This window comes from Streptomyces sp. SID5910 (assembly GCF_009862125.1).
Lineage (GTDB): Bacteria > Actinomycetota > Actinomycetes > Streptomycetales > Streptomycetaceae > Streptomyces.
Genome location: NZ_WWHX01000397.1, coordinates 1 through 23,022 on the forward strand (window position 1 = coordinate 1; position 23,022 = coordinate 23,022).

Consider the following 23,022-nt stretch of genomic DNA (forward strand, 5'->3'; position numbering starts at 1 on the left):
GGCCGGCGTCCAGCTGACGGCCCAGCAGCCCGAGGTCAACCTGGTCCGCGTCGCCGTGCAGGGCCTCGCGGCCGTCCTCGGCGGCACCCAGTCGCTGCACACCAACTCCTTCGACGAGGCCATCGCGCTGCCCACCGACAAGTCGGCCCGCCTCGCCCTGCGCACCCAGCAGGTCCTCGCCTACGAGACCGACGTGACGGCGACCGTCGACCCCTTCGCCGGGTCCTACGTGGTCGAGAGGATGACGGACGACGTCGAGGCGGCCGCGCTCGACCTGATGCGGCGGGTCGAGGACCTCGGCGGCGCCGTCGACGCCATCGAGCGCGGCTTCCAGAAGAGCGAGATCGAGCGCAGCGCCTACCGCATCGCCCAGGAGACCGACTCCGGCGAGCGGGTCGTCGTCGGCGTCAACCGCTACCAGCTCGACGAGGAGGAGCCCTACGAGCCCCTGCGCGTCGACCCGGCCATCGAGGCCCAGCAGGCCGCCCGCCTCGCCCGGCTGCGCGCCGAGCGCGACCAGCAGGCGGTGGACACGGCGCTGGCCGCCCTGAAGAAGGCCGCCGAGGGCGAGGACAACGTCCTCTACCCGATGAAGGACGCGCTGCGGGCACGCGCGACGGTCGGCGAGGTGTGCGACGCGCTCCGGGAGGTCTGGGGGACCTACGTGCCGTCCGATGTTCAAGCAGGATAAATCAATTCGCACCTATGGGGAGGAGTTCGATCATGCGAGTGTTACCGCTCAGTTGGGTCGCCTTGGCGCCGTCGTTGCTGGAGTAGTTGACCAGTTCGCTCTGTTCGCCGAGGCCTCCCGGCAACTACCGGCGGCCAGCCTGCATCAGACATCTGGATAGGGTCGCGGTACCCGAGCTGGAAAGGTAGCCGCATGGACCCCGAGATCGTGATCGCGCAGACGACCAGTGACGACGAGGAGCAGGCGAAGACCCTCGCCAGAGGCGCTGTCGAGAGCAAGCTGGCGGCGGGCGTTCACATCGATGCGCCCATCACCGCCTTCTACTGGTGGCAGGGGAAGGTCGAAGCGGCTCAGGAGTGGCGGATCTCCTACATGACGTCGTCGGATCGCCTCCCCGCGCTGGAGGCATGGCTGCACGAGAGGCACCCGTACGACGTTCCCCAGTGGGTCACGCTGTCCGTGACCGGAGGGTCGGAGGCGTACCTGTCCTGGGTCGTCGACGAGACGCGCCCGCAGTAGAGGTCACCACTGCAGTGCCTCGCTCTTATCGAGCCTGTCCGCGGACGTCTCACAGCGCCGCGAACGTCAGCAGGTGGCTGGCCAGATCATGCTCGGTGTCGGGGAGCCCGGCAGCGATGGCCTGCGCTCGCTGGCGGCCCATGGTGTTGGGCTTCGATTCCGCTGCTGCTGCGAACTGGTGCGCGACGTAGGCCCCGCGGTCTGCGTCGCCGCCGCGCAGAAGTGCCGATGCCAGGACCCCCAAGACGACCACACCGGACTCGGGTAGATCACCGCCGAGGCGCTCGACCGCGGAGTCGGCTGTGGCCGTCAGCTCCTGACGCTTGAGTTCGCCGTAGACCGAGAGTGTTAAGGAGTCCATCCGGTACGGAGTCACGAAGCGGACCCACGCCTGCTCGCTCGTATGGTCGGCGAAGTCATAGGCGAACCTGGCCTGGTCCAGCGCGCGAAGGGCGCCGGCGTCATCGCCTGACTGAGCGGCCTCCTCCGCGTACCGGCCCAGGGCCCACGCTGCGGCGGTTGCATTGCCACGTCCGCGTACGTCCTGAGCTGCCTGCGAAAGCATCTCCAGCGCCTTCGCAGGGCTGGGGGCACCGTAGCTCGCGTAGCCCAGAGCCAGGGCGCGCAGAGGGGGGTGCCCAGCTTTCCTCGCGCACTCCGAGGCCACCCCGTAATAGGAGGTGGCCTTGTCGTGCTCGCCGAGGTCCCAGGCAACCCATCCGGCAAGAGCAGCGGTCTCTCCCGCCGCGATGGTCAGCGCTCGCTCGTGGGTTCCGGCCTGGGGGAGGGCTGCGGTGATCGCGTCCAAGTGCGCCTCGACCCGAGACTGCAGGCTGAGCGCGCTCTCGTTCAGCTCGTCCACACGCAACCGGGCAGCATGATCAATAAGCACCCCTGCCGACTCGGGGTCGATCTTGGAACCCTTGCTGAGTGCACAGGCCAGCCGGCTCCACGGCTCGGCAGCCGCAGCCGCACCGATCACTGTGCCTCCCAGCAGCGTTCGGCGTTTCACGTCGTCCAGGTCCTTCGCTTCGGCCTTGTTCTTCTTCCGCCGCCTGGCACGGGCGGCTTTCGCCTCGCGCAGCAGTGGCTCCAACGGGACGCCGCAGGCCAAAGCGATGTTCCCCAGGGTGTGGTCAGTCGGAACGTTGGCACCGTTCTCGTACCGATTGACCTCTCGGCGGGTCATCGTTGCCCGTCCGAATGCGGCGTTGATCGCACCGGCCTGCTCGTCCTGCGTCCGATTCGCGTTACGCCGCAGGTGACGGAGCAGCTCGGCAAATGGATCCACTGCCGTGAGTCTGACTCCTATCCGTGGGAGAAAGCCAATACTCTCCTCAACTCCCACCTGATTTTCCCCCCTTGACAAAGATTTCCCCCTCCGGTTTCCCCTGTTCCGGATCGCGCAGCCACGGTGCGATGTGCGCATGACCACGCACCGGACAGCAACGTCACCCCGGCCTGGGGGCGACGACGGCGGCGCCCACGTCGTCGGCGCCGCGACCGCTCGGTGTCCACCGGCCTCTCACGTCTTCGAGATGGTCATGGAGCCGATGGATGTGAACGTAGCTCAAGCGCGACGAACCACGGCCACCGTGCTGAAGCAGTGGTCGTTGCCGCAGGCGCCGGCAGAGGACGCCCGGCTCGTCGTCTCGGAGTTGGTGTCCAACGCGATCATCCACGGTTCCGGGGACGTCCGACTGCGACTGCGACACGACGACCACGAGCTTCGAATCCGAGTCACCGACGACAGCACCGCACCGGCGAGGCGACGACGTGCAAGTGCCGCCGACCTCGGTGGTCGAGGGCTGCACCTCGTCGCCTGCCTGTCGCTTCGGTGGGGGGTCGCGGACGGCGGCCGAACTACGTACGCGGTCATCCCCACTCTCAGGGAGGCAACAACCTCATGTCGCCGCACAACGCAGTCAAGCGCGGAGCCGACGTGTTGAGCCTCGTTGCCTTCGACCGGGGGCGTGAGAAGCACACGGGTGGTGGGGCGCCGATTGCTGGCGATGACCACCCGAGACGGCCTCGCACCTCACCCCGGGTGAAGCGTCAGTCCCGAGCTGGCCATCTCCGAGGCGTCCGTGAGCACTTCTACCGACAGGTCGTCGATGAGCAGGACGATCAGCCGCTGTGCGTGCTGGCGTACAGCTTGGTACTGAGTCCGAGTGCCCGACCTGACGAGGACTGGGGGACGCTGCAGGCCGAGGCCGACCAGCTCGGTTACGCGATCGTCGCCCGGCTCCACGATGTGGCAGTCCCGGTGACCACGACGTACTTCCCGGCATCCAGCGCATCCCAGGGCGTCTACACGCCGCCTTGGGACCGACCTGGTTGGCGGGAAGCCGAGCGGCAGCTCCGAGCGGGCTTGGCCGACGGCGTGATCGTCCTCGACCGGCACAACATCAGCTCCGATGACGACGAGTACCACGCCGTGATCAAACATCTGGGCGAGCACTGCCGGGCGTTTCTCCACCTCGTGATCTCCGAGGAGCCCGTCGCGCCGACTTGAAGGAGTCCACTGCGCTGGATGGACAGAAGGGGCTGGGGCTGGCGGCAGATGCGCCCAGATCGCCCTGATCGCCGCCGTGAGCATCGCGCTCGTCTTCACCTTCAAATACACCTGACCGAGGGCTGACCATGACTTTCGAGGGACACACCGATCGTGCGCCGCACCTCCTGCTGCACCGCGAGCAGGGCGAAGCGCTCCTCGCCATCCGGGAGGCCGCCCCGGCGGCGCCCAGCGACGAGGGCGTCGACCTCTTCGCCGTGCCCGCCGGTGAGGTGCAGGGGCGTGGCTCCGGCCTCTCGCGCTTTCACCGGCTCTCGCGCCTGCCGGCCGCGCCGAACGGATCGTTCTCGCCTTCGACTGACGGCCCACCGGACGCGGCCTGACTGTTCCGGCTCAGTACCCCGAGTTGGAACTCGAACCGGCCTCGGCCCTCTGAGGCGCGACGGCCCCACTCACGAGAGGATGATCATGACCGCTCCCACTCATGAATCGCCACCAGCTCCAGCCGCGCCGAACGACCACAGGTCGCGTGCCCTTCTCCTCGACCTCGACGGCGTCCTGCTCGACACGCGTCCCGTGATGCAGAAGGCGTAGCAGAGAGTCCAGAAGATCCATGGCGTCGCGCTCCCCTTCCGAGACTACGAGCGCCACCTGGGCCGCGAGTTCGGAGACATCATGCAGCGACTGGGCGTGACCGACGCCGAAGCGGTCCGCCGGACGTACGAGGCGGAATCCGTGGCCACCGCGCACCTCGCGGGGGAGTTCGCCGGCATCGTCGAGACGCTCCACGCCTTCGTGGCCGCCGACTGGCGGCTGGGCGTCGTGACGTCCAAGCACGTCGACCGGGCGGCCCCGCTCCTCGCGCGCCTCGGGTGTCCCTTCGCGACCATCCGCACGCCCGCCGGCGCGGGCCGAACGAAGCCGGCCCCGGACCCGCTCCTCCTGGCACTGGTCGACCTGGGAGTCGACCCCGCCTCCGCCGTCTACGTGGGTGACATGGCGGTCGACCAGGAGTCGGCCGCACGCGCCGGCGTCCCTTATGTGCACGCTGGGTGGGGCTACGGGCAGCCGACGGCTCCCGCCCCGGAGACGGTCTCGTCCCCCAGGGAACTGCTGAGCCTCCTCCCCGCCAAGCAGCTCGTCGAGGGGAGCACGGTGTGAGCCCCCGCACCACTGGTGGCCTCGGCCTGGTCCGCTCCTCCAACGTCGGGAAGCCGACGTGGACTCTCGTCGGAACCGGCGCCCTGGCGCACGCGCGAACCGACCACATCCACACGACGGAGCTTGATGCGACGGCCGTCGACAAGCAGTTACTGCGCTCCGGTGTCGAAGACGTCATGGAGGCCGTCGACCGCTACAGCGCCAAGTGGGCCGCCACCCCGGGCGGAGCCGACTGGCTCCACGTTCAGCACGTCCCCGTGCGACGCTTCGTCGCCGAGATCGTGCGCAAGCTCCTGGCCCTGAACTCCTGGGTACCGTTCGCCTCCGCCCCAGGGCCCCTGATCCTGGCCCCCTACGAAGGTCTCGTGGGACTGCGTTCGAGCAGCTCGCGGGAGTACCTGGCCTACACCGTGACATGGTCCGGCGTCGCGTACGTGCTCGGTGCTGCGGCGCCGCACAACCCGACCCGCTCCGCCCAGCTCCGGAACCGCGCCCGAACGAGTACGGCGAACACGGAGCCGAGGCCGCTCCCCTCGGATCTCGGACGGCAGGACGTTCTGGCGCTGTCGTGGGCCTCCCGCCATGCCGCCACGCTGACCCCCGTTTTCGCCGAGCTGGCGGCGGGCAGAGGAGCCCCCTGCTCGACCTCGCCACTGATGCCGCCGAGCGATGCAGCTCGGGACCGGCAATGGGTTTCGAGCTGCGAGCGGCTCCGAGCGACCTCTTCACCGTCTCCGGCACCGCCGAGGGCCTCCACCGCCCCGACGACGAGCACGTCGTCCAAGTGGAAGGCCACGGCATCCAACTTGCACGGCTCGTAAGGCTCTTGTCCGTTCTCTTGGGGACCAGCGGGGGCTGCACCCAACCGTCGTGGCGGACGGTGGTGCGGGCGGAGAGCTGGCTCGACGACATCCTGTCGACCACCCGGCCGCACACCGTCCTGCTGAGCAACGACACCAGCCCACTGGGCGTGCTGGCCGCGCACGCCGCCGAGCGGCACGGAGCGAACTCGGTGCACGTCCAGCACGGGGCGTGGACGCCGGAGTCGGTCGCCTGGCCGGCCCTGCACAGCCGCGACATCATCGTCATGGGCGAGCGGGACCTTGCCCTGGGCCGAGGGTGGGCGCGCCACCCCGAGGCCGAGGTGCACGTCCTCGGGCAGCCCCGCTTCGATGTCCTCACCAGCCTGAGCCGCCAGACACAACGGCGGTACCTGGAGAACCTGCTCGCTCCGGGGGGCCGACGCGCGCCGACCCGGATCGCGGTGTGGGCGTGCCAGCCCTTCAACCCCGATCACCTCAAGTCCCACGCGGACCTCCTCCTGGACGGGCTCGCCAAGGCGGACGGCGACTGGGGGCTCGTCATCGCTCCACACCCGGCGCAGGGAGCCGACGCCTTCACCGCTCTGGTGAAGCGGGACGCCGGGCCGCCCATCGCGGTGGCCGATCCCCGAGTCGGAGCCCGAGGCTGCCTCGCCGGCGCGGACGTCCTAGCGAGCGCGTACTCGACGTGCGGGATCGAAGCCGCGCTGCTCGGCATCCCGGTCCTCGAAATCGGCCCGCCGGGCGAACGAACCCTGGGCCTGACCAGTCACGGACTGGCGACCCGGTGCGAGGCCGCCAGTGAGGTCGCCGAAGCACTCTCCGGCTTGCGCGCGGGCCCTCCGGCGATCCCGCGGGCGGCCCTGGACGCGGTCTGCCGGTGGCGCGGCGACAGCGCCACTCGGATCGCCCGGCTCATCACCGACCGCGCCACCTCCGGCCCGAGGGCCGACGACTCCACCCACCACCATCCGGGCGCCGCTGCGTCGCCCAAGGACGAAGGAGCATCCGTCCGATGACATCCCTCACGGCCGACAGCATCGCCGAGCTGTTCTCCGGCGCCGTCACGCTGGCCAAGTCCGGCGAGAAGATCAGCCCCCGGGGCATGGCCACCCACGAAGTCCGCGATGTGCACCTGCTGCTCACCCAGCCGCGTGCCCGCCTGCTCTACGCCCCGCCCGCCCGCATCGTGAATCCGGCGTTCGCCGTCGCCGAGACGGTCTGGCACCTGTCCGGCTCCGACGCCCCGTGGATCTTCGACTACAACAACCGGCTGCGCCAGTTCGCCGACGAAGGCGTCCTCCTGGGGGCGTACGGCCCCAGGATGCGGAACTGGGCCGGCAAGGTCGACCAGCTCGCCCGCGTCGTCGAGATCCTCCAGGCCGACCCCGACTCCCGGCGCGCCCTGATCCAGTTCTACGACCCGGCCCAGGACGCCGCAGGGCACAAGGACGTGCCGTGCACCCTTGGGTTCCGGTTCCACCTGCGCGCCGGCCGCCTGCACATGGCGACCATGATGCGCGGCCAGGACGTATGGATCGGCATGCCGTACGACGTGTTCTTCTACACCGTGCTGCACGAGCTGGTCGCCGGATGGATCGACGCCGAACTCGGCGAGTTTCACCTGCACATCGGCTCGCTGCACATCTACGACGAGCACATCGAGCAGGCCGACATGCTCACCTCGCTCCCGGCGAGCGAGATCATGCCCGACCTGCGAACACCCTGGCAGGGCATGCTGCATCGCAGCGGCTCCTTGGTGTTCGTAGGAGGCGCGGTGCCGACTTCTCGTGCAAAGCCGTCGGCACCGCGCCGATGTGCATCCGCCTTTCGGCCGGCCCGGGTCAGCGGAGTTGGTAGCTCCCGGACGCCGGTCTCGGGTCATGCGCGGCAGCCAGCCGCGCTCGTAATCTCAGGCAGTGCACAGGAGCCTCCTCACGGCGCTCGCGGGCAGATGGGCAACATGCTTCCGACGCTGCTCGCTTGGACGAGACGGTACGGATAAGCACAGCTCAGCGGGGTGGAGCAGCGCTCCTTCCCGGTGGCACGGCGAGACAGTAGACCGGGATTCCGGCCACACCAAACGACTGCGGTCCCGGGGTCCGAAGCGGGGAGTCGCCTCGTTAGGTGCGGCCGGAATTCGCCGTTAACCTCCGCTGCCACCTCGCACCGGATGCACACCGTTGAGTGCTGTCCGGAGCAGGTCCAGACTCCGCCGTGCCCGAAGAGAGGCCCACCCCATGAGCTACACGCTGCACCGAGGCGATGCCATGACCGTCCTGAAGTCCCTCCCGGACGAGAGCGTCCAGGCGGTGATTACCGATCCGCCGTACAACTCCGGGGGTCGCACCAGCTCCGATCGAACCGGCCGTACCGCCCGTGCCAAGTACGTCACGAGCAACTCGGCGCACGACCTCGCCAACTTCCCAGGAGAGAACCGCGACCAGCGCTCCTACCGCTCCTGGCTCACCGCACTGCTCACCGAGGCATACCGGGCCTCGACCGAGCACGCGGTCGCGATGGTCTTCACCGACTGGCGACAGGAGCCGACCACCTCCGACGCACTGCAGATGGCGGGGTGGACCTGGAGCGGCACGATCCCGTGGATCAAGCCGTCCAGCCGGCCCCGCAAGGGCGGGCCGAAGCAGGACTCGGAGTTCATCATCTGGGGCGTCAAGGGCTCCCTCGACAACACCCGCGACCTCTACCTGCCGGGCCACTACATCGCCTCCCAGCCCCGCAAGGGCCGGGTTCACATCACCCAGAAGCCGGTCGAGGTCATGCAGCAGCTCGTCCAGGTCTGTCCCGAGGGCGGCACCGTCCTCGATCCCTTCACGGGCAGTGGCTCCACCGGGGTCGCGGCCCTGCGTGAGGGACGCCGCTTCGTGGGCGTCGAGCTGTCCGCGCACTACGCCGACGTCGCCGAGGCGCGGCTGCGGGCCGAACTGACGAAGGACGACTTCGAGCTGGCCGGACCGGAGGCATAAGCGTGAGAGCGGAGACGCCGAGGCCGACGGCCCGCAGATGCAAAAGGGGCGGCTGGTGCATCGACTAACCGATGCGCCAGCCGCCCCTCCTGTTGCGTCAGGCAGCCTCGAATGCCCGCCGGATTAGCGGCGCCGCCTTCTCCAGGTCGGCTGCCGAGACAACCCGGACCTCCAGGTCGCCGGTCATGAGGTGCCCGATGCCGCGCATGTCGCGGGTGAAGCCCTCTTCTAGCTCGACCGTGTCCGGGTCGAGTCTGAGGTACATCAAAATCGCCTCGTGCTTCGGGCGGAAGATCACCGAAGCCACGTTCACCAACCGCCGGTAGGCGATGTAGTGCCGCAGCGGCGCCACTTCCACCTCGCCCCAGGCCGTGAGCGCCTCGTCCAGCTCTCCGTACAGGTCCCGCAGACACTGCGGGACGAGGCCGGCGCTCGCCGGCGGAGGATCCACCGGTACCGTCGGTGCGCCGCCGGCCGCCGCGTCTCGCTCCCGGGGCCGCCGCGACGATACGGCGGCGGGCATGCCGGGCGAGGAGTCGACGAGCCGCAGGCTCAGCAGCCCGCCCTCGAAGACGCGGTAGCGCACAAGGTCGATCCGCTCGGGCAGCCGTTGAACGGCCACACGATCGTGGTGAGAGAAGCCGGCCGCGATACAGACCACCCGCGGCCGACGCCAGTCGATCGACTCGGCGGCCTCCGCGCCCAACACCTTCCGGACCAACGCCTCGAACTCGTGGTGCGCCGACTCCAACCAGGACAGATAGGAGACGGCCTGCGAGAGCACCCCGCTGTCCGAACCCTTCTTGAACTCGATCAGCGCAGGTGCGCCGTTCTCGTCCAAGCCGAGCGAGTCGATACGGCCACGGTGCCACGGTCCGGTCGGATACTCGGACGCGAGGAAACGGATACCGAGCATGGACTCCATGCCGGCCTCGATCCGGCGCTGCAACTGGACCTCCAGGGCCACTGTCGAGCCGCGCAGCTCGACGTCCCGGCCGTCGGCATCCAGCCGGAACAGCTTCAGGTCGGTCACCAGCGTCCCCCTCCGCGTGATCTTTACAGGAGAGGCAATGGAAACCGGGCACGTGGCTATTCCCTGTCCCCGCCGCATTCTGCCCTGCTGTGTCCGTCGGACTGCTCTCACACGCGCAGCCTGTGGACCTCGCAGCCGCGACCGGGACGGAGCGGGGCGGCGGTCCCGTAGCCGTGGCCGGGCATTCGGACTGGATTCCGGAGCTGGTCACGGTCCGGTGTGATCACTTCCTCCCGGGTGGCACCGGTCAGTAGGTTGTAGCGGTCATTCGTAGGTGTCCGTGTCCTTTGTGCTCTGCTTCTTCCGCGGCGGAGCGGGGCTGTGCGCCGACGAGGGTGTTCTTTTCTGGGGGAGACAGGGGGTGTGCGGTGAGCGGCGCGGCTCTGCCGGCGCGTATCGGTCCGTACCTCGTCGAGCGGCGGCTCGGCGCGGGCGGGATGGGGGAGGTGTATCTCGCCTACCCGGTCGCGGGTGAACCGGTCGCGGTGAAGGTGATCCGGCCCGACCGCACGGATCCGCACACACGAGCCAGATTCCAACGCGAGGCGACGATCGCGCGCACGATTTCGGGAACGGGGCGCGTGGCCCGTTTCATCGAGGCGGATCCGTTCGCCGAGCAGCTCTGGCTGGCCATGGACTACGTCCCCGGCCGCCCGCTGTCCGATGTCGTGAAGGACCAGGGGCCCCTGTCCATACCGCTCGTGGCGAGCCTCGGCGCGCTGTTGGCCGAGGGGCTTTCCGCCGTGCATGACGCGGGTCTGGTGCACCGCGACCTGAAGGCGCAGAACATAGTCCTCGGGGACTTCGGCCCGGTCGCATAGCAGCTACACCGTCGGCATTCGCCGCAGCCTCCTGGTCGGGCTTCCGTACGGCCCGGCGAGGGATTCTTCCTCACCATGGACCAGCACACCTATGTTGGAGGCGGTCCCTTCAAGACACTCTGGTCAGCCCGGTCGACGTCGTCACCACGCTCGCCCGAGTGCTGGCCGGGCTCTTCGCTCCTGGCCCAGGGCACCCTGCTTACTTGGGCGGGCGTTCACGCGTGGGCTTCGGCCTCTTCGTCCGCACTGGTTTCGTCTTCGATCAGCCCGTACGGTGGGCGGTTCTCGTTGCGGCTGTAGCGCACCACCACGCTGCTTTCCACCAGCGCGGGCGGGCTGTTGTCGGCGACGATGAGCTGTGCTCGGCTACCGCGCTCTGCGAGCCAGAGGGAGAGATGGTGGTAAAAGTCGTCGATGGCGACGGCGTCCGCGATCACGGCATCAAGGGTGCCGCCGTGGCCGAGGTTCTTCTGAGGGCTGTCGATCATGAGGAACCCCGGGTGCGCGGCTCCTGCTTCGACGGCGATCTCGAAGACAGCCAGCTGCCAGGCCAGAGTCAGCAGGGTGCGGGCGCCGGACGAGGCTTCCTGGTACGGCTCACCGCGTACGAAGGGGGTGAGATCGGTCTTGATGAAGGGCGTACTGACCTTGGGGTAGCGCCAGGCTCGTAGGAGCTCGCCGTATCGGGCGCTGATCTTGGCGATGACCCGATCGCGGTCGTGGGAGGCGTCTCCGAGCCGCGCGAGTTCCTCGCGGAGGCGGGCGATCTGGGCCTCGTGGCGTTCCACGGCGTCTGCCCGTTTGGTCAGTCCTTCGCGGAGTTTTACCGCGCTCTCGGCCTGTTCGAGTTGACGCAGGACCTGTTCGCGCCTTCGGTGGAGGTCGTCGCGGGCGGCGAGGAACGGTGAGACGGAGGGCGATGTCGCGGCGTCCAGCGCGGCGGCGGCTTCCTCCTCCCGGACGGCGGCCTCTTCCGCCCGGAGTTTGAGCACGGCGAGCGAGGTGCCGAGGTCATCGATGTAGGTGGTGATCTCCTTGAGGCGGGCTTTGGCGGACCGGGTCTCGGCCGCGACGTCCACCCGGTTGTCTTCGGCCTGGCTGCCGGAGTCGGCAGCGCCGAGGACCAACGTCCCTTCCGCTGCGTTCAGGTCGTGGCGGCAGAGGCTGCAGCGGCCGTTGTCGGCGGTGGGGGGAGTCGGCAGCCGGTTCAGGCAGGCGGGGCAAGTGGTGACGCTCAGGGGGTCGAAGATTTGCTGGGCCTCGCCGAGCATGCCGAGCTTGAGGAGATCGTCGGCGTACTGCGCGCGGAGAGGCATCAGGCGTTGGAGCTGGGTTTCGCAGTCCCGCAGGACCGCTGCCGCCCGGCGGGAAGTCTGGGCCGCCTCTTTGTGCTGGTGGCGCAGCTGGGCTGCGAATTCCGTTCCCGCCTGAGCCCGGCGGTCCAACTCCGTGAGCTGACTCGTGATGTCAGCCAACTCTTGTTCGTGGACGGCAGGCGTGGGTTCACCGTTCAGTGCGGTGGGAGCCTGTTCCACGACGAAGGTGCGGGCTGCTGCAAGTTCGGCTTTGGCGCGGTTGAGCCGGCCGCCTAGTTCCTGGATGCGCTGGCCGAGCTCAACGGCGCGGTCGTCGTGGACCCCGAAGGCGACGTCGACGACCTGCCGCAGTTTGTGCTTCCGCATGTAGTCGTTCTCGAACAGGAAGTTCTTGTCGGCGACGCGTTCGTTGGGCAGGAAGGCGAGCCACATCAAGTCGCGGAAGCTGAGGGGGTCCGTGCGGGATTCGCTGTTGGTGGGCGCTTCCCGTAGCTGGACGCCTTCGAGCTTGCAGTGACTCAGGAGGAGAGAGGACAGGCTCTCTGGGGCCCCGGGCGGGTCGATGAGCCTGCTCTCTGCCCTGGCTGCGGGCTTGCTGTCGATCGTTCCGCGGCGTACGAAGGCGACCTTCGAGGGCTCTCCGACCGACCGCTCGATCACGTGTGGTTCGCCGGAGAGCTCGACCTCCAGGAGGCACGAACGGACCCTCCGCAGCACCTCCTGGTGGCGGGGGTGCCGTTTCGCGCCGAGCCCGTACGAGATGAATTCCAGGACCGCTGTTTTGCCGGAGCTGAATGCTCCGGCGATGACGGAGAGGTTCCGTACCCGATGTTCGGCGGTGAAATCGACGTCGTAGGACCGCTCCGTGCCGACCAGGCGCAGACGGCGGATCCGGATGCCGGGAAGCGGCTCCATGGTGATCATCCCTCCCAGGACGTTTCCAGCAACGGGCCCGGGCCCAGGACGCTCATGAGGGCAGCCGCGGGCCCGCCGTGTCCGTCCGGCTTGAGCCACCGTGCGGTCTGCTCGCGCAGCCTCTTGTCACTGAGTCTGCGGAGCTGGCGGACGACGATGTCGGCGGCGGTAGCAAAGGAGGTGGCGTAGGTGGCGGTGAACTGCTCGCTGAGGTGTTGACCGGCCTCTGTGATCGAGTAGGTGAGGGAGCCGTTACGATTTCGGACCCGGCAGCACCCGTAGGCCACGAGGAGCGCCAAGTCGTGCTGGATCCGTTCTCGCCGGCTCGTGAACCGCTGTGAAGAGGACGCGTAGGCAAGGACCTGCGGATCGAATCCGGCCAGCCGGAGAAGGCTCGCTTCCCGGCCCTCGGAAGGAACGACGAGGAAGGGGTTCGCGGACAGGAAGTCGTAATACCCGATGCGCTCCAGAGTCGCCCCCTTCGCGTCCTGCGCCGCGACGGCGTCAAGGAGCAACAGCAGTTGAGCGAGACGGAAAGGCACCTCGTCCTCGGGCATCACAACCGGCCGGTCTGCTTGCACGGCATGCTCCTCATCAGTGGTCGAGCGGGGCGGACGGACGCGACACCTCAGTCGTCGGCATGACCGCTTGCGATCTGCCGCCAGTGCGTGACCCAGCCTGCCCGACGGTTGTCGACCAGCCGATGAACCAGACCCCAGCTGTGCGTCACCTCCAGCCGCAGCACCTTGGGCAGTCTGTCGTGCTCGCCGCGCACCTCGCGCCATACCCGGCCATGCAGAGCAGGGAGAGTGCCCTCGGCTGAACATTCGTTGAACTGCATCTCCCACACCCCGTGAAGGGTGGCGTCAGCAGAGCTCAGTGCGGCAACCTCAGCCGGCACGCCCTTGTGCGCGACTTCGCGCGCCACCAGGTCGGCGTTGAAGAACTGTCTCTTCGCCGAGTCCAGTTCGACGTGGCCGGCCTCGGTCATCTGGCGCACGAACAGAGCCGAGTCGAGTGCCGCCGCCCTGTCCTCCTCCACGTCCAGCACGAGGCGTATCTCCTCCTGGACGAGGGCGGCGGGCGCCGCCGTGAAGGGTTCGTAGTAGGCGCGGCGTACCTGGTCAGCCTCGGGGCTCTGCAGCTTCTTCACGAGCTTGGTCTCGTCCCACAGTTCGATGACGAGGCCATGCTCCTTTTCCTGCCGCTTCTTCCAGCCGTCCCACCAGTCTGCTGCCGGCCCGTCCATGCTGGAGGGGATGCACAAGATCCAGAGCGTGATGGTGTGACCGTTGGTCGCCGCGGCCTTCAGCGCGTTCGTGAGTGATTTACGGATCTGCTGCGACTGGCTGGTTGTGGTCTTCGGCATGAAGTACTTGGACTGCCACACCGTGATGGCACCCCCGAGGTCACCGGCGAAAGCGTCGATGCCCCAGTCGCCCGGATTCGCGGCGATCATCCGGACGTTCGGATTGGTCGCGCTGGCAAGCTGGGCGAGCATCTGCTCGAAGTCGGCCCGCGCCCCGTCCGCGCTTCCGGTCCGCAGTTCATGCACTCCGAAGTGGATGGGCGGAACACCAGCTGCCACCGGCATGGAGTTGTCCAACCTGCACCCCCGCATCCCGCAGGCAACCCGAGCGAACCGCGTTCAGCGGACTGTTCGCCTTGTGCCACACACAGTAACGACCGTCAGCGTACGTGTTACGGAATCGCTCGATCAAGGTGCTTGCGGTCGGCAGTTCCCCGGTAACGGTGCGGCGGGTGGGGCAGGTGGGCAGAGACAGCTGCAGTCCACTTACCCGGAGGCGCAGGTACTTCTCGTTGGGCGGCGGAAGCCGATCACGCCGTCGTAGCTGACGGACACCGTGAGAGCCCAGCACGGGAAAGGGATGACGGATTGGCGTCGTGGGGTGAGGGCGCAGAGGGAGTAGGGGTACCGACCGTCGCGCGTTCCAGGTAGCGGTGTAACCAGTCGAGACGGCCGCCGCTGAACCGAGGGGAACGCACGCTCGCACTCTTCGTTCCGGACCTGTCGACAGTCATCGGTGGCCGCACGGAGGCCGGTCGTGCACATGGCTGCGGTGGTGGTGACGGAGGGCGTGGACGGAGCCGGGCGTAGGAGAGTCCGTTGTTCCATCCCTACGCGGGTCGAGAACCTGGCGGTGAGGGAATCGGCGGGCGCTCTGCCAGGCTGATCAGTTGCGTTTCCGGCCGGAGGCGCTGTGCGGGACAGCAACGGATCCGTCCAGGCGCAGCCCGTGTCTCATCAGCCCGGGCACTAGCTCCCGGCCACTCCCTGCTTCGGCAAGGAGCATCCGCGTTGCCGCGCCGCTTCCTGCGACGGCGCGTTGACATGCCTCTTCGTACTGGCCGTGCTCCATGAGGTGAGAGACCAATTCGGCGTCGGCATAGGGATCGCCACCGGCAGCCCTATCCCTCAGCTCAGCGATCCTGCTCTTCTTCACGAGAAGCCTCGCCAGTCGCCGGCCGTTGCGCTTCCCCAGCGGCTCCCGCTCGGCTTCCAGCAGCTGCATCAGTTCGTCGTCCAGGCCGTGCCTTTCAAGGAAGTCGAACAAGGGGTAGCGGTAGCCACCGGCGCTGCTCTCGGCCCACTGGTGCCAGAGCGACACGGCCTCCGCGACGCGGCCTCGTTCTCCGAGCCAGTCACTGAGGAGTTGGCAGGCGGGCAACTCGCCACGTGCGGCTCGTTGGCCCAGCTCGGCGATGCGTCCGCTCGCCATCAGCTGTTCGGCGACCACGCTCTGGGCTCGGGAGTCGCCGGAGTCGGCACGGGCACGCACCTCCTCAACGCGGCCTTGGTCAACGAGCATGGAGGTGATTACCGCGTTGAGATCGTCGTTGGCGCCGTGCTCGCGTTCGAAGGTCACAGCCGCCTCGACGGCTTCTTCCGTTCGACCGAGCCGGGTCAGGAGATGGAGCAGAACCCACTCGCCGTTCTTCTCCTTCGCCCACCGTCGGCAGATCTCCACGGCGCGCCGGGCGGACTCGGGATCGGCCGCACCGCGGTCCGCCCAATACCCGACCAAGGAGTCCCTGGCTCTGTCGAGGTCCAGATCCGCGAGCTCCTCCACCTCTCGCAGGCGTCCCTGGTCGAGCAGCAGGTCAGGGAGGAGTCCGAGGCTGTCCCCCTCTTCCAGCCAGCGACGCAGCCAGGATTCCGCCTCGGTCCTCCCCGCTTCGGTCTTCTCCTCCAGCAGCAGTCGTACAAGGAGCGGGCGCGCGCCGACGGGATCCGAACCCGCGTGGTTGCGGAGGAGCTCCAGCGCATCGGGACGGCGGTCGAGTCTCAGGAGGTGTCCGACAGCGATCTTCACGGCCCGGGAATGGTTGTGTTCGGCCAGTCCCACCCAATGATGGATGCTCTCCTCGGTTCGTCCGAGCCGATCCAGTGCCCTGGCCACTTCTTCCGCTGCGGAAGGGTGTTCCGATACGTAGGGCGCGAGACGCGCCACCACATCCTCGGGACCGGTGTCGGTCGGCCACTTCTGTGAGACGAGAGCCTTGACAGCCGCGGCGTTCCCCTTCTGGGCGTCCTGCTCCAGGAGCTCAAGGGCCTGAGCGCTCAGCCCCTGGTGGGTGAGCAGAGCCGCTCGGCGGGTGACGCCATCCTGCCCAGCTGACGTGTAGAAGTCGTGGGCCAGTTCGTACAGCAACCGCCACTCGGCGTTCCAGCCGATTCTGCCGAGGATCTGCGGTTCCACGACCGTACGTAGCAGGGCCCTCCACGCCTCGGTCGGAACGGAGGAGAAACGCCGGTGCTGTTCGCCTACGCGCAGCAGGTAGTCGGCGAGGCGGTAGCCCACGGTGCTTCCCGCAAGGACGCCGGAGACCGGTGAAAGGGCCGCGGTCGCGCCGTCCACCCGCTCCGCGCAGTAGGCGAGGGCGGAGTCCAGCCAGTTCGGTGTCGCTCTCGCCCACTGGGACGACGTCAGATACCCGGGTGCTGCCGCGCGCAGATAGTCGAGGGTCAGGACCTCCGGTCCTCCTACCCGAAGCGCGTCGATGGAGGCGTTCAGCACGGCCCTGCCGTACGGGTCGCCGCCACGCCAGCGACGGAGCAGGACGGGGGCGCCCGCCAGCGTCTGGAAGAGCCCGAAATCGGCCCCAATGAGCGCCGCCGCGATCCGTGGGTCCTCAGCCGCGGCGCTCCGGGCCGCTGCCCACTCGGACTCGGTGAGTTCTTCCGCGACGCTGACGATCTTCGCGAGCCGCAGGATCTCTCTGGCCTCGGAGAGCGCGGATCCGTCGGCCGCTCCCGAGCGCTCTGCTGAGTCGTCGTAGGAGCCGGGCCAAAGCGCAGCTACGAAAACTATCGGCGGGTAAGCATCGATCAACCGCAACAGGTCCGCCGCGGTGAGCCCTCCCGGGGCGTCAAGGAACCTGCTGAGGTCATCCAGCCACACCACAGTGTGGCTGGATCCGCTAGTGACGAGTTCGTCCAGGTCCTTGGCTGTATGAGGCCGCACCAGGCGCCAGTCGGGCAGTTCCGCTGTCAGGGCTTCGTAGGCAGACCGGCTCTTGCCCGTGGAGGGCTCGCCTTCCAGCACGACGAGTCCGCCGTTAGTGGCCGTCTCTCTGAGAGCCAGGCGCAGTTCGCGGTCGTGGTCCCGAGGCACGTAGCGGGGAAGGTCCCCCTGGGCGCCCTTCGCCTCGATCGCCGGCTTGACGCCGAGGAGGCGGGCGCTCCACTCGGTCACCCTGCGAGGGGCGTGGACCTGCGGGTCTGCCGAACCTACGACGACCCGTGAAGACGAGGCCGGCGCACCGATGGTGGAGGAGAGCGTGTCGTCCTTCTGGGTGCCGGGCCCGACAGTGAGGTCACCGGAGCGTGTCTCAGTGACGTCGCTGCCGCCTCCGGGCCGCTTCCAGGTCGGCGGATCCATGAGCAGGAGGTGTTTCAGGACCGTGTACGAGCGGTGCCGCGAGGAATCCGGACGGATGATCGTGGAATGATCCCCCGGTAGCACCCCGACATCACGGAACACGCTTCGAGCCGAGGCCGACGTGACGATGTTGTCTGTATCACCGGCGTAGGCAGTGATGGCGATCGGACACTGGTCGGCCGCGCCTGCCGTGGCGTGATCGATTCGGGTGACGACGGTCCGCTGGGCTTCGGTGACGGCTTGGGTGATGGGACGGAGCTGGTGCTCCTGGGGGTGCCGCCCTCGCCAAATGGCGCGGCGCAGGCTCAGCGCCAGTTCCGAGCCGAGGTTGGGGCAGGCGAAGAGCACGACACGTCGAATCCTGGCCAGTTCGAGGCCACGACCGTCGTGCAGCATCCTCGAAAGGTACCGCTGGACGATCAGGCCACCTTGACTGTGGGCGACCAGCACGACGTTACCGAAGTGCCTCGCATCGACTTCCAGAAAACCCCGCAGGTTGTCCGCCACATCGTCGAACGAAGGAAGTCTGCGCTGTGGATTGAGAACCGCTGGGCGTGAGACGTACGAAAAGGTCAGCGTTTCGAACGGTCGGAGCTCCGCGTCCTGGGCAACCAGATTCCGGAACTGGTCCCAGGTCGAACCGGACGAGAAGAGCCCGTGGACAAAGACCACTCCGCGCTGTGTGTGCTCAGCCGCCACTCAACCTCCGCCTACACCGCTTCCCGTCGATGTGCGCAAGCGTATCGCGCTGCTGACATGAACAGGTAGACGTCCACGTACCCTGGAGATACGGGGCCGATCGGCGGCGTATCCCACGCTACTACCGTCGCTCCAAGACGCTCTCGGTTCCCACCGGCCAGACTGACGATTTGCGAGTGCGGCCGGTCGACAAGGTGGTTGATTAGCGAAAACGGGATTCGACGGCACCGTCCAGCACCACTTGAGATGATCTTGCAGGCCCTCGTAATGCGCAGGTCTCGCAACCCGACGCGCGCGCCGATTGCCCTGACAGCACTGAAAGACACGAACGTGCTGGTCAGGATCCGTTTCCTCGCGCTCGATGATGTTCACCGCCAGACCGCCCCGCGCCGTCTCCGTGTACTCGGCGTACATGGAGTGCTGTCGCCGAGGCCTCTTGCGGTAGCACCAGAATCCGGTCGGGACAAATCAGGAGAATACCCAATCCTGGAGAGGCGGTTGGTCAGCCGCCCCTCCAGGCAGGAGGGTCAGCAACTCCCACAGAAAGCGAGATCGTGATGAGGGCAGACGTCCTGAGTAAGGAAGAGTGCTTCAAGGACTTCTGGGACCTGGCGGTCGTTCTAGCCGTCCGGTACGGAGTCGCCGCTGGCGGTCACGAGTCGGATGACGGCTCTCGAGGGACCCACGGCGGCGGTGCTTCCCAGAGTGGATAGACATGGAGCTTTTCCGGGCCGCTCCTGCCCTTGTTCACGCGGATCTCGCGGACGAGCTTAGACACGAGCTCGCGCCGGTCGGCCTGGCCTGCGGCCAAGTAGATCTTGCGGGCCGTGAGGAGGTCCCCCTGGGGCGGACGGGTCTGCTGCACCGGAACTTCCTTCAACTTGGTGTGCAGTTCGGTCTGTTCCCGGATCAGGGCTTGCCTCTGGGTGTCCAGCTCGGTGCGCTTGCGGCGGGCCGAGTCTTCGGACACCAGCTCCGCGAGGACGGCGTCGGTCAGCTTGTCGTCGTTGGTGCGGAGGCCTTGCAGCTGGCTCTGGACATCCTCAAGGCGGCGCAAGAGGGTCTGGTCGCCGTCGCTCTGCGTCCTGAGCGCGGCCGTCCTTGCCGCGAGCGCCTCAGCCTCTCGCTCGCCCATCTGCGCCTCGCGGTCGAGCCACTCGAGGAACCACTTCTCCGCGACGGCCAGAGATACGTAAGTGCCCTTGACGGGGCAGGACTTCGAGTCGATGTGATTGGCACAGCGAAATGTCACGTCGAGAGGGTTGGGGAGACCGTCGACGAGTGGGCGGCGGTACTTCTTGTTGCGCAGGGCGGTCTGCATCCGGCCGCCGCAGCCCGAGCAGCGGAGGTGGCGGGAGAGCGAGTAGCGGGGTCGGTTCGAGAAGAAACTCTGGCCGCTCTGAGCCATGCGGCGCTTGGCGTAGGCGTCCCAGATACGCTCGCACTCGGCCGGGTCGTCGATGACCGCGTCGTGGGCGCCGCCGTAGTACAGGAACGCCGTGACGTCGCGCTGCCGGTTCACCCGCTTCCTCTTTGTGGTGCCGTCGTCGTTCGTGACGACCTGGTGGGACAGCTCGGGTATGAGGTAGCGGACGTAGCCGAGACCGAAGCCGCTGTCGAGGACGGCGTGGAGGTCGCCGGAGGCGAAGGGCTTGCCGGTGAAGGTCCTGATGCCCCGTCGATTGAGGTCAGCCACCAACTTGCGGACTGAGATGCCGGCGGCGTAGTGGCGGTAGAGCTGGGCCAATACGGGGCCGGTCACCGGGTCGAACTTCAGGATCCCGTTGCGGCACTTTGGGCACGTCTCCAGCTTCTTGCCGAATTCCCACTTGGGGCAGGTCTCGCAGCGGTAGTACCCGAACCGGCCGCGGTTGGAGTGGGGGAGTCCCTTGTTCCGCCGGCGCTCGAAGGTGTCGCGCCAGGAATCGGCCTTCTGGTTCGACTCCAGCTCGGCGATGTTCAGCATCTGGGCGATGGCGAAGCGGCCGATGGTGGTCTTGCCGTCGAAGTCCTCCTTGGCTGCCCGTACTTCGACGCCGTAGTCCACGAGCGCGTCGAGGTGCTGGAGGGACTCGCGGAGGTTGCGTCCGAAGCGGGACCAGATCCACAGGATGAGCACGTCAAACTGCTTGTCGCGCGCCATCTGTTTGATCTCTTCGATCCGGCGCTCTTCGAACTGACGGCCCGACTCGCCGAGGTCCATGATGGGGTCGGCGATGACGTCGATGTTCTCCGACCTGGCGAGGGCCAGGGCGTGGCCGACCTGGAGTTCGGGACTGATCATGTCGTCACGGGCCTTTGAGACCCGGACGTAGATCAGGCCGCGCTTGCGGCGGCCGGCGGATGCGGGCTGCTCCTCCAAAGGGCGCAGCCGGAGTGGTGCGGTCGTCACGGTGGTGCTCACAATCGCGCAGAGTAGGTCGTTTTTCCGGCCGACCTTTGTCGCGATTGCCGCACTTGTGGTGCTTGAGCGCCGTGTGAGGGCTAGGCAGCGAGGCAGTAGTGCCTTCGCGTTGCGACGAACATGGCGCCGCCGCCGGAGATCCGGCGCACCACGTCGATGCCGTGGCGGGCGGCGGCCCCGGCGTCGACCTCGTTGCGCAGCGACTGGAAGCTGCCGATGATCACCGCCGGGGAGCCCCACTCCCACACGCGCAGGGTCGGCGGGCGCCGGCCCGCGGCGACCTCGGCGGTCAGCACCTCGTCCAGGGCCATGTGCAGGGCCGGGGGCTGCGGGGCCTCGTGGATCAGCTGCCAGTCGTAGTCCGTCCAGTCCGTGGCGTGCGCGAGGGCCCGGCGCACGGCGATTCCGACGCCCTCCGACGTCAGCCCGTACATCACGGTGCCCTCCGGCAGGGCCGCGTCGATCCGCGCGGCCAGTCCCGTGGCGTCGGTGTCTGCCGGGGCGCCCTCCAGGGCGCGGTTCACGGCGTCCAGCGCCTCGTCCGGTTCGAGGAAGAAGTCGCCCGCCACGCGGACGTGCCGCAGCACACCGTCCTCGGCCTCCACGTCCACGACGACCAGCTTGCCGCCGGGGATCTTGTACTCACCGTGCACCGTTCCGCCTCCGTTCCCGCACACGGGCGGCAACAGCGGCGCGGAGGGTGGTGTTCCCCGGCGGCCCCCGCAGTCCCCGCAGTCCCCGCGGTCACCGGGTGCCGTCGTCCGGCAGTGCGCCCAGCAGACGGCGGGCGGTGCGGCGGCTGTCCTCGGCCACGGTGATCCGGACGCCGTCGAAGCCGGGCCCCCGGGTGGCGTCCAGCGCCATGCGGGAGGTCGTGCCGTCGGCCGTGGAGGACGGGTCGAGGGGGCTGCCCGGCAGCCCGTCCACGACGAACACGTCGCGGTGCGGTTGCAGATGGGTGGCCAGCGCCCAGAGCACCTGCTCGTCCCGGGTGACGTCCACGTCGTCGTCGACGGCCACGACGGTCTTCAGGTACGGGTCCCAGCCGAGCAGGCCCAGCATGATCTGCCGCGCCTGGCCGGGGCGGCTCGGGCGCAGGGCGACGTAGGCGTGGAAGTGGGTGCCGGAGGTGGGGTAGTGCAGGGCGGTCACCTCGGGGAAGCGCTCCCGCAGCTTCTCGGCCATCTCCGACTCGCGGGGGATGCGGGCGAGGTTCAGGTGCTCGGCGGTGTTCCCGCCGACCACGTCGAGCAGCAGGGCGTCGCGGCGGCGCAGCACCGTCTCGACGGTGAGGACGTTGTGGGTGGAGCGGTCGGACGAGTAGCCGGAGAACTCGCCGAACGGCCCCTCGTCGGCCCGCAGTTCGGGGTCGATGAAGCCCTCCAGGACGATCTCCGCGCTCGCCGGGACCCGGATGCCGTGCCGGGGCGTGCGCACGACCTCAAGCGGCTCGCCCAGCAGACCGCCGGCGATGTCCCGTTCGTCGGTCCCCGGCCCGACCCGGGCGGAGGCGGCCAGCATGAACAGGGGGTGCCCGCCGATCACCATGGCCACGGGCAGCCGCTCCCCGCGGTCGGCGGCGAGCCGCAGCAGCTGCCACAGGTGGCCGCGCGAGTGCAGGCTGGTCGCGAGCTGATCGCGGCCGTGCACCATGGACCGGTGGTAGCTGAGGTTGCCCGCCCGGCCCCCGGCGTCGTGCGGTGCCTCCACGGCGACGACACCGCTCGTGACGTACGGCGCCCGGTCGGACGCGAAGTGCCGCAGGATCGGCAGGGTGCGCAGGTCCACCGCGTCGCCCTCCGTGACGCACTCCAGCACGGGGCCGTCCGCGACGACCCGGGGCTCGGTGCGGCGCGCGGCCGCCGCCTGGTAGGCGCGGTGCAGCCCGGCCGCGTCGGTGCCCAGCAGCCGGGCGACGCGGTGACGGGAGGCGAACACGTTGGTGACGAGCGGGGTGCCGTCCAGGCCTTCGACGTCGCGGCACACCAGCAGCTCCGCACGGCCGCGGGCCGCCAGCTCGACGGCCAGCGCCGCCACGTCCTCCCCGGCGATCCGGTCGTCCACCGTCAGGACGTCCTCGGGGTGGTCCTTCGTGTAGTCGGCGAGGAAGACCCGCAGGTCCTGCGTCCTCGGCGGGCGGGTCGGCTGCATGGCGGCATCCAGTCCTCTGCGTGGTCCACGGGAACGGGAGGGGTGTCCGGGGCCCCGCGAGGCCCCGGACGGAACGGCGCTCCGC

At 68.4% G+C, this 23,022-nt stretch carries 20 protein-coding genes and 1 pseudogene; 12 read left to right on the forward strand and 9 right to left on the reverse strand.

The features are described 5' to 3' along the window. Both GTW67_RS13505 and cutA read left to right on the forward strand, forming a co-directional pair. Window positions 1-691 (forward strand): methylmalonyl-CoA mutase family protein (locus tag GTW67_RS13505; RefSeq protein ID WP_237518824.1); only part of this gene is annotated, 691 nt, incomplete at its 5' end. Window positions 692-883: 192 nt separating this feature from the next. Continuing rightward, on the forward strand, window positions 884-1,210 hold the full coding sequence (gene cutA / locus GTW67_RS13510; protein ID WP_161165053.1) for a divalent-cation tolerance protein CutA: 327 nt from the start codon (window positions 884-886) through the stop codon (window positions 1,208-1,210). A gap of 49 nt (window positions 1,211-1,259) precedes the next feature. On the opposite strand, the gene GTW67_RS13515 is transcribed toward cutA, so the two are convergent. Beyond that, window positions 1,260-2,501, reverse strand: a complete 1,242-nt coding sequence (locus GTW67_RS13515) for a helix-turn-helix domain-containing protein (RefSeq protein ID WP_346010645.1) — start codon at window positions 2,499-2,501, stop codon at window positions 1,260-1,262. Window positions 2,502-2,763: 262 nt separating this feature from the next. Between GTW67_RS13515 and GTW67_RS13520 the strand changes: the two genes are divergently transcribed. The 9 genes from GTW67_RS13520 to GTW67_RS13550 all read left to right on the forward strand — a co-directional run bounded on the left by GTW67_RS13520 (window position 2,764) and on the right by GTW67_RS13550 (window position 8,694). Further along, complete coding sequence (locus GTW67_RS13520; protein WP_237518830.1) at window positions 2,764-3,159, forward strand: ATP-binding protein; 396 nt, start codon at window positions 2,764-2,766, stop codon at window positions 3,157-3,159. Then, the gene (locus tag GTW67_RS13525; RefSeq protein WP_161165055.1) at window positions 3,117-3,725 is read left to right on the forward strand and encodes a hypothetical protein; all 609 of its coding nucleotides are present in this window, start codon (window positions 3,117-3,119) and stop codon (window positions 3,723-3,725) included. Before GTW67_RS13520 ends, GTW67_RS13525 begins: the two co-directional genes overlap by 43 nt. A gap of 128 nt (window positions 3,726-3,853) precedes the next feature. Further along, window positions 3,854-4,108, forward strand: a complete 255-nt coding sequence (locus GTW67_RS13530) for a hypothetical protein (protein ID WP_161165056.1) — start codon at window positions 3,854-3,856, stop codon at window positions 4,106-4,108. Between the two features lie 85 nt (window positions 4,109-4,193). Further along, the gene (locus tag GTW67_RS38155; RefSeq protein ID WP_272920489.1) at window positions 4,194-4,319 is read left to right on the forward strand and encodes a hypothetical protein; all 126 of its coding nucleotides are present in this window, start codon (window positions 4,194-4,196) and stop codon (window positions 4,317-4,319) included. A 15-nt stretch (window positions 4,320-4,334) separates the two neighbouring features. Then, complete coding sequence (locus GTW67_RS13535) at window positions 4,335-4,886, forward strand: HAD family hydrolase (protein WP_346010649.1); 552 nt, start codon at window positions 4,335-4,337, stop codon at window positions 4,884-4,886. After that, window positions 4,883-5,707, forward strand: coding sequence for a hypothetical protein (locus GTW67_RS37650; RefSeq protein WP_237518826.1), 825 nt, complete (start codon window positions 4,883-4,885; stop codon window positions 5,705-5,707). The genes GTW67_RS13535 and GTW67_RS37650 overlap by 4 nt, the downstream gene beginning before the upstream one ends. Window positions 5,708-5,712: 5 nt before the next feature. Then, a complete protein-coding gene (locus GTW67_RS37655; RefSeq protein WP_237518827.1) occupies window positions 5,713-6,726 on the forward strand; it encodes a CDP-glycerol glycerophosphotransferase family protein in 1,014 nt (337 codons plus the stop codon). Beyond that, complete coding sequence (locus GTW67_RS13545) at window positions 6,723-7,712, forward strand: thymidylate synthase (protein WP_237518828.1); 990 nt, start codon at window positions 6,723-6,725, stop codon at window positions 7,710-7,712. Before GTW67_RS37655 ends, GTW67_RS13545 begins: the two co-directional genes overlap by 4 nt. A gap of 235 nt (window positions 7,713-7,947) precedes the next feature. After that, complete coding sequence (locus tag GTW67_RS13550; RefSeq protein WP_161165057.1) at window positions 7,948-8,694, forward strand: DNA-methyltransferase; 747 nt, start codon at window positions 7,948-7,950, stop codon at window positions 8,692-8,694. Window positions 8,695-8,791: 97 nt separating this feature from the next. Here GTW67_RS13550 and GTW67_RS13555 read toward each other — a convergent pair whose 3' ends face one another. Beyond that, window positions 8,792-9,727, reverse strand: a complete 936-nt coding sequence (locus GTW67_RS13555) for a DUF5655 domain-containing protein (RefSeq protein ID WP_161165058.1) — start codon at window positions 9,725-9,727, stop codon at window positions 8,792-8,794. Window positions 9,728-10,095: 368 nt separating this feature from the next. On the opposite strand from GTW67_RS13555, the gene GTW67_RS13560 reads away from it, so the two are divergent. Continuing rightward, window positions 10,096-10,548, forward strand: a complete 453-nt coding sequence (locus tag GTW67_RS13560; RefSeq protein WP_346010646.1) for a protein kinase domain-containing protein — start codon at window positions 10,096-10,098, stop codon at window positions 10,546-10,548. Between the two features lie 215 nt (window positions 10,549-10,763). On the opposite strand, the gene GTW67_RS13565 is transcribed toward GTW67_RS13560, so the two are convergent. From GTW67_RS13565 to GTW67_RS13595, 7 genes and pseudogenes are all read right to left on the reverse strand, one after another. Then, window positions 10,764-12,788 (reverse strand): coiled-coil domain-containing protein, encoded by a 2,025-nt coding sequence (locus GTW67_RS13565; RefSeq protein WP_161165059.1) that lies wholly within the window; start codon window positions 12,786-12,788, stop codon window positions 10,764-10,766. Continuing rightward, window positions 12,785-13,360, reverse strand: a complete 576-nt coding sequence (locus GTW67_RS13570; RefSeq protein ID WP_161165060.1) for an ABC-three component system middle component 2 — start codon at window positions 13,358-13,360, stop codon at window positions 12,785-12,787. The genes GTW67_RS13565 and GTW67_RS13570 overlap by 4 nt, the downstream gene beginning before the upstream one ends. A gap of 47 nt (window positions 13,361-13,407) precedes the next feature. Beyond that, complete coding sequence (locus GTW67_RS13575; protein WP_346010647.1) at window positions 13,408-14,334, reverse strand: serine/threonine protein kinase; 927 nt, start codon at window positions 14,332-14,334, stop codon at window positions 13,408-13,410. A gap of 640 nt (window positions 14,335-14,974) precedes the next feature. Beyond that, on the reverse strand, window positions 14,975-18,382 hold the full coding sequence (locus tag GTW67_RS13580; RefSeq protein ID WP_161165061.1) for an alpha/beta fold hydrolase: 3,408 nt from the start codon (window positions 18,380-18,382) through the stop codon (window positions 14,975-14,977). Between the two features lie 652 nt (window positions 18,383-19,034). Continuing rightward, window positions 19,035-20,786 carry a recombinase family protein gene (locus GTW67_RS13585; RefSeq protein ID WP_161165062.1) on the reverse strand — a complete coding sequence of 584 codons (1,752 nt, stop codon included), beginning with the start codon at window positions 20,784-20,786 and terminating at the stop codon, window positions 19,035-19,037. Window positions 20,787-20,899: 113 nt separating this feature from the next. Next, window positions 20,900-21,439, reverse strand: a pseudogene (lplB, locus tag GTW67_RS13590) (lipoate-protein ligase small subunit); the annotation flags it as partial. 91 nt (window positions 21,440-21,530) lie between these two features. Further along, a complete protein-coding gene (locus GTW67_RS13595) occupies window positions 21,531-22,937 on the reverse strand; it encodes a UbiD family decarboxylase (RefSeq protein ID WP_161165063.1) in 1,407 nt (468 codons plus the stop codon). Window positions 22,938-23,022 lie beyond the last annotated feature (85 nt).

Bases quoted from the DNA above. Each gene is read 5' to 3' on its own strand.
- GTW67_RS13525 (WP_161165055.1), top strand. From the start codon at position 3,117: ATGTCGCCGCACAACGCAGTCAAGCGCGGAGCCGACGTGTTGAGCCTC.
- GTW67_RS13545 (WP_237518828.1), top strand. From the start codon at position 6,723: ATGACATCCCTCACGGCCGACAGCATCGCCGAGCTGTTCTCCGGCGCC.
- cutA (WP_161165053.1), top strand. From the start codon at position 884: ATGGACCCCGAGATCGTGATCGCGCAGACGACCAGTGACGACGAGGAG.
- GTW67_RS13565 (WP_161165059.1), bottom strand. From the start codon at position 12,788: ATGATCACCATGGAGCCGCTTCCCGGCATCCGGATCCGCCGTCTGCGC.
- GTW67_RS13595 (WP_161165063.1), bottom strand. From the start codon at position 22,937: ATGCAGCCGACCCGCCCGCCGAGGACGCAGGACCTGCGGGTCTTCCTC.
- GTW67_RS13550 (WP_161165057.1), top strand. From the start codon at position 7,948: ATGAGCTACACGCTGCACCGAGGCGATGCCATGACCGTCCTGAAGTCC.
- GTW67_RS13530 (WP_161165056.1), top strand. From the start codon at position 3,854: ATGACTTTCGAGGGACACACCGATCGTGCGCCGCACCTCCTGCTGCAC.
- GTW67_RS13520 (WP_237518830.1), top strand. From the start codon at position 2,764: ATGGATGTGAACGTAGCTCAAGCGCGACGAACCACGGCCACCGTGCTG.
- GTW67_RS38155 (WP_272920489.1), top strand. From the start codon at position 4,194: ATGACCGCTCCCACTCATGAATCGCCACCAGCTCCAGCCGCGCCGAAC.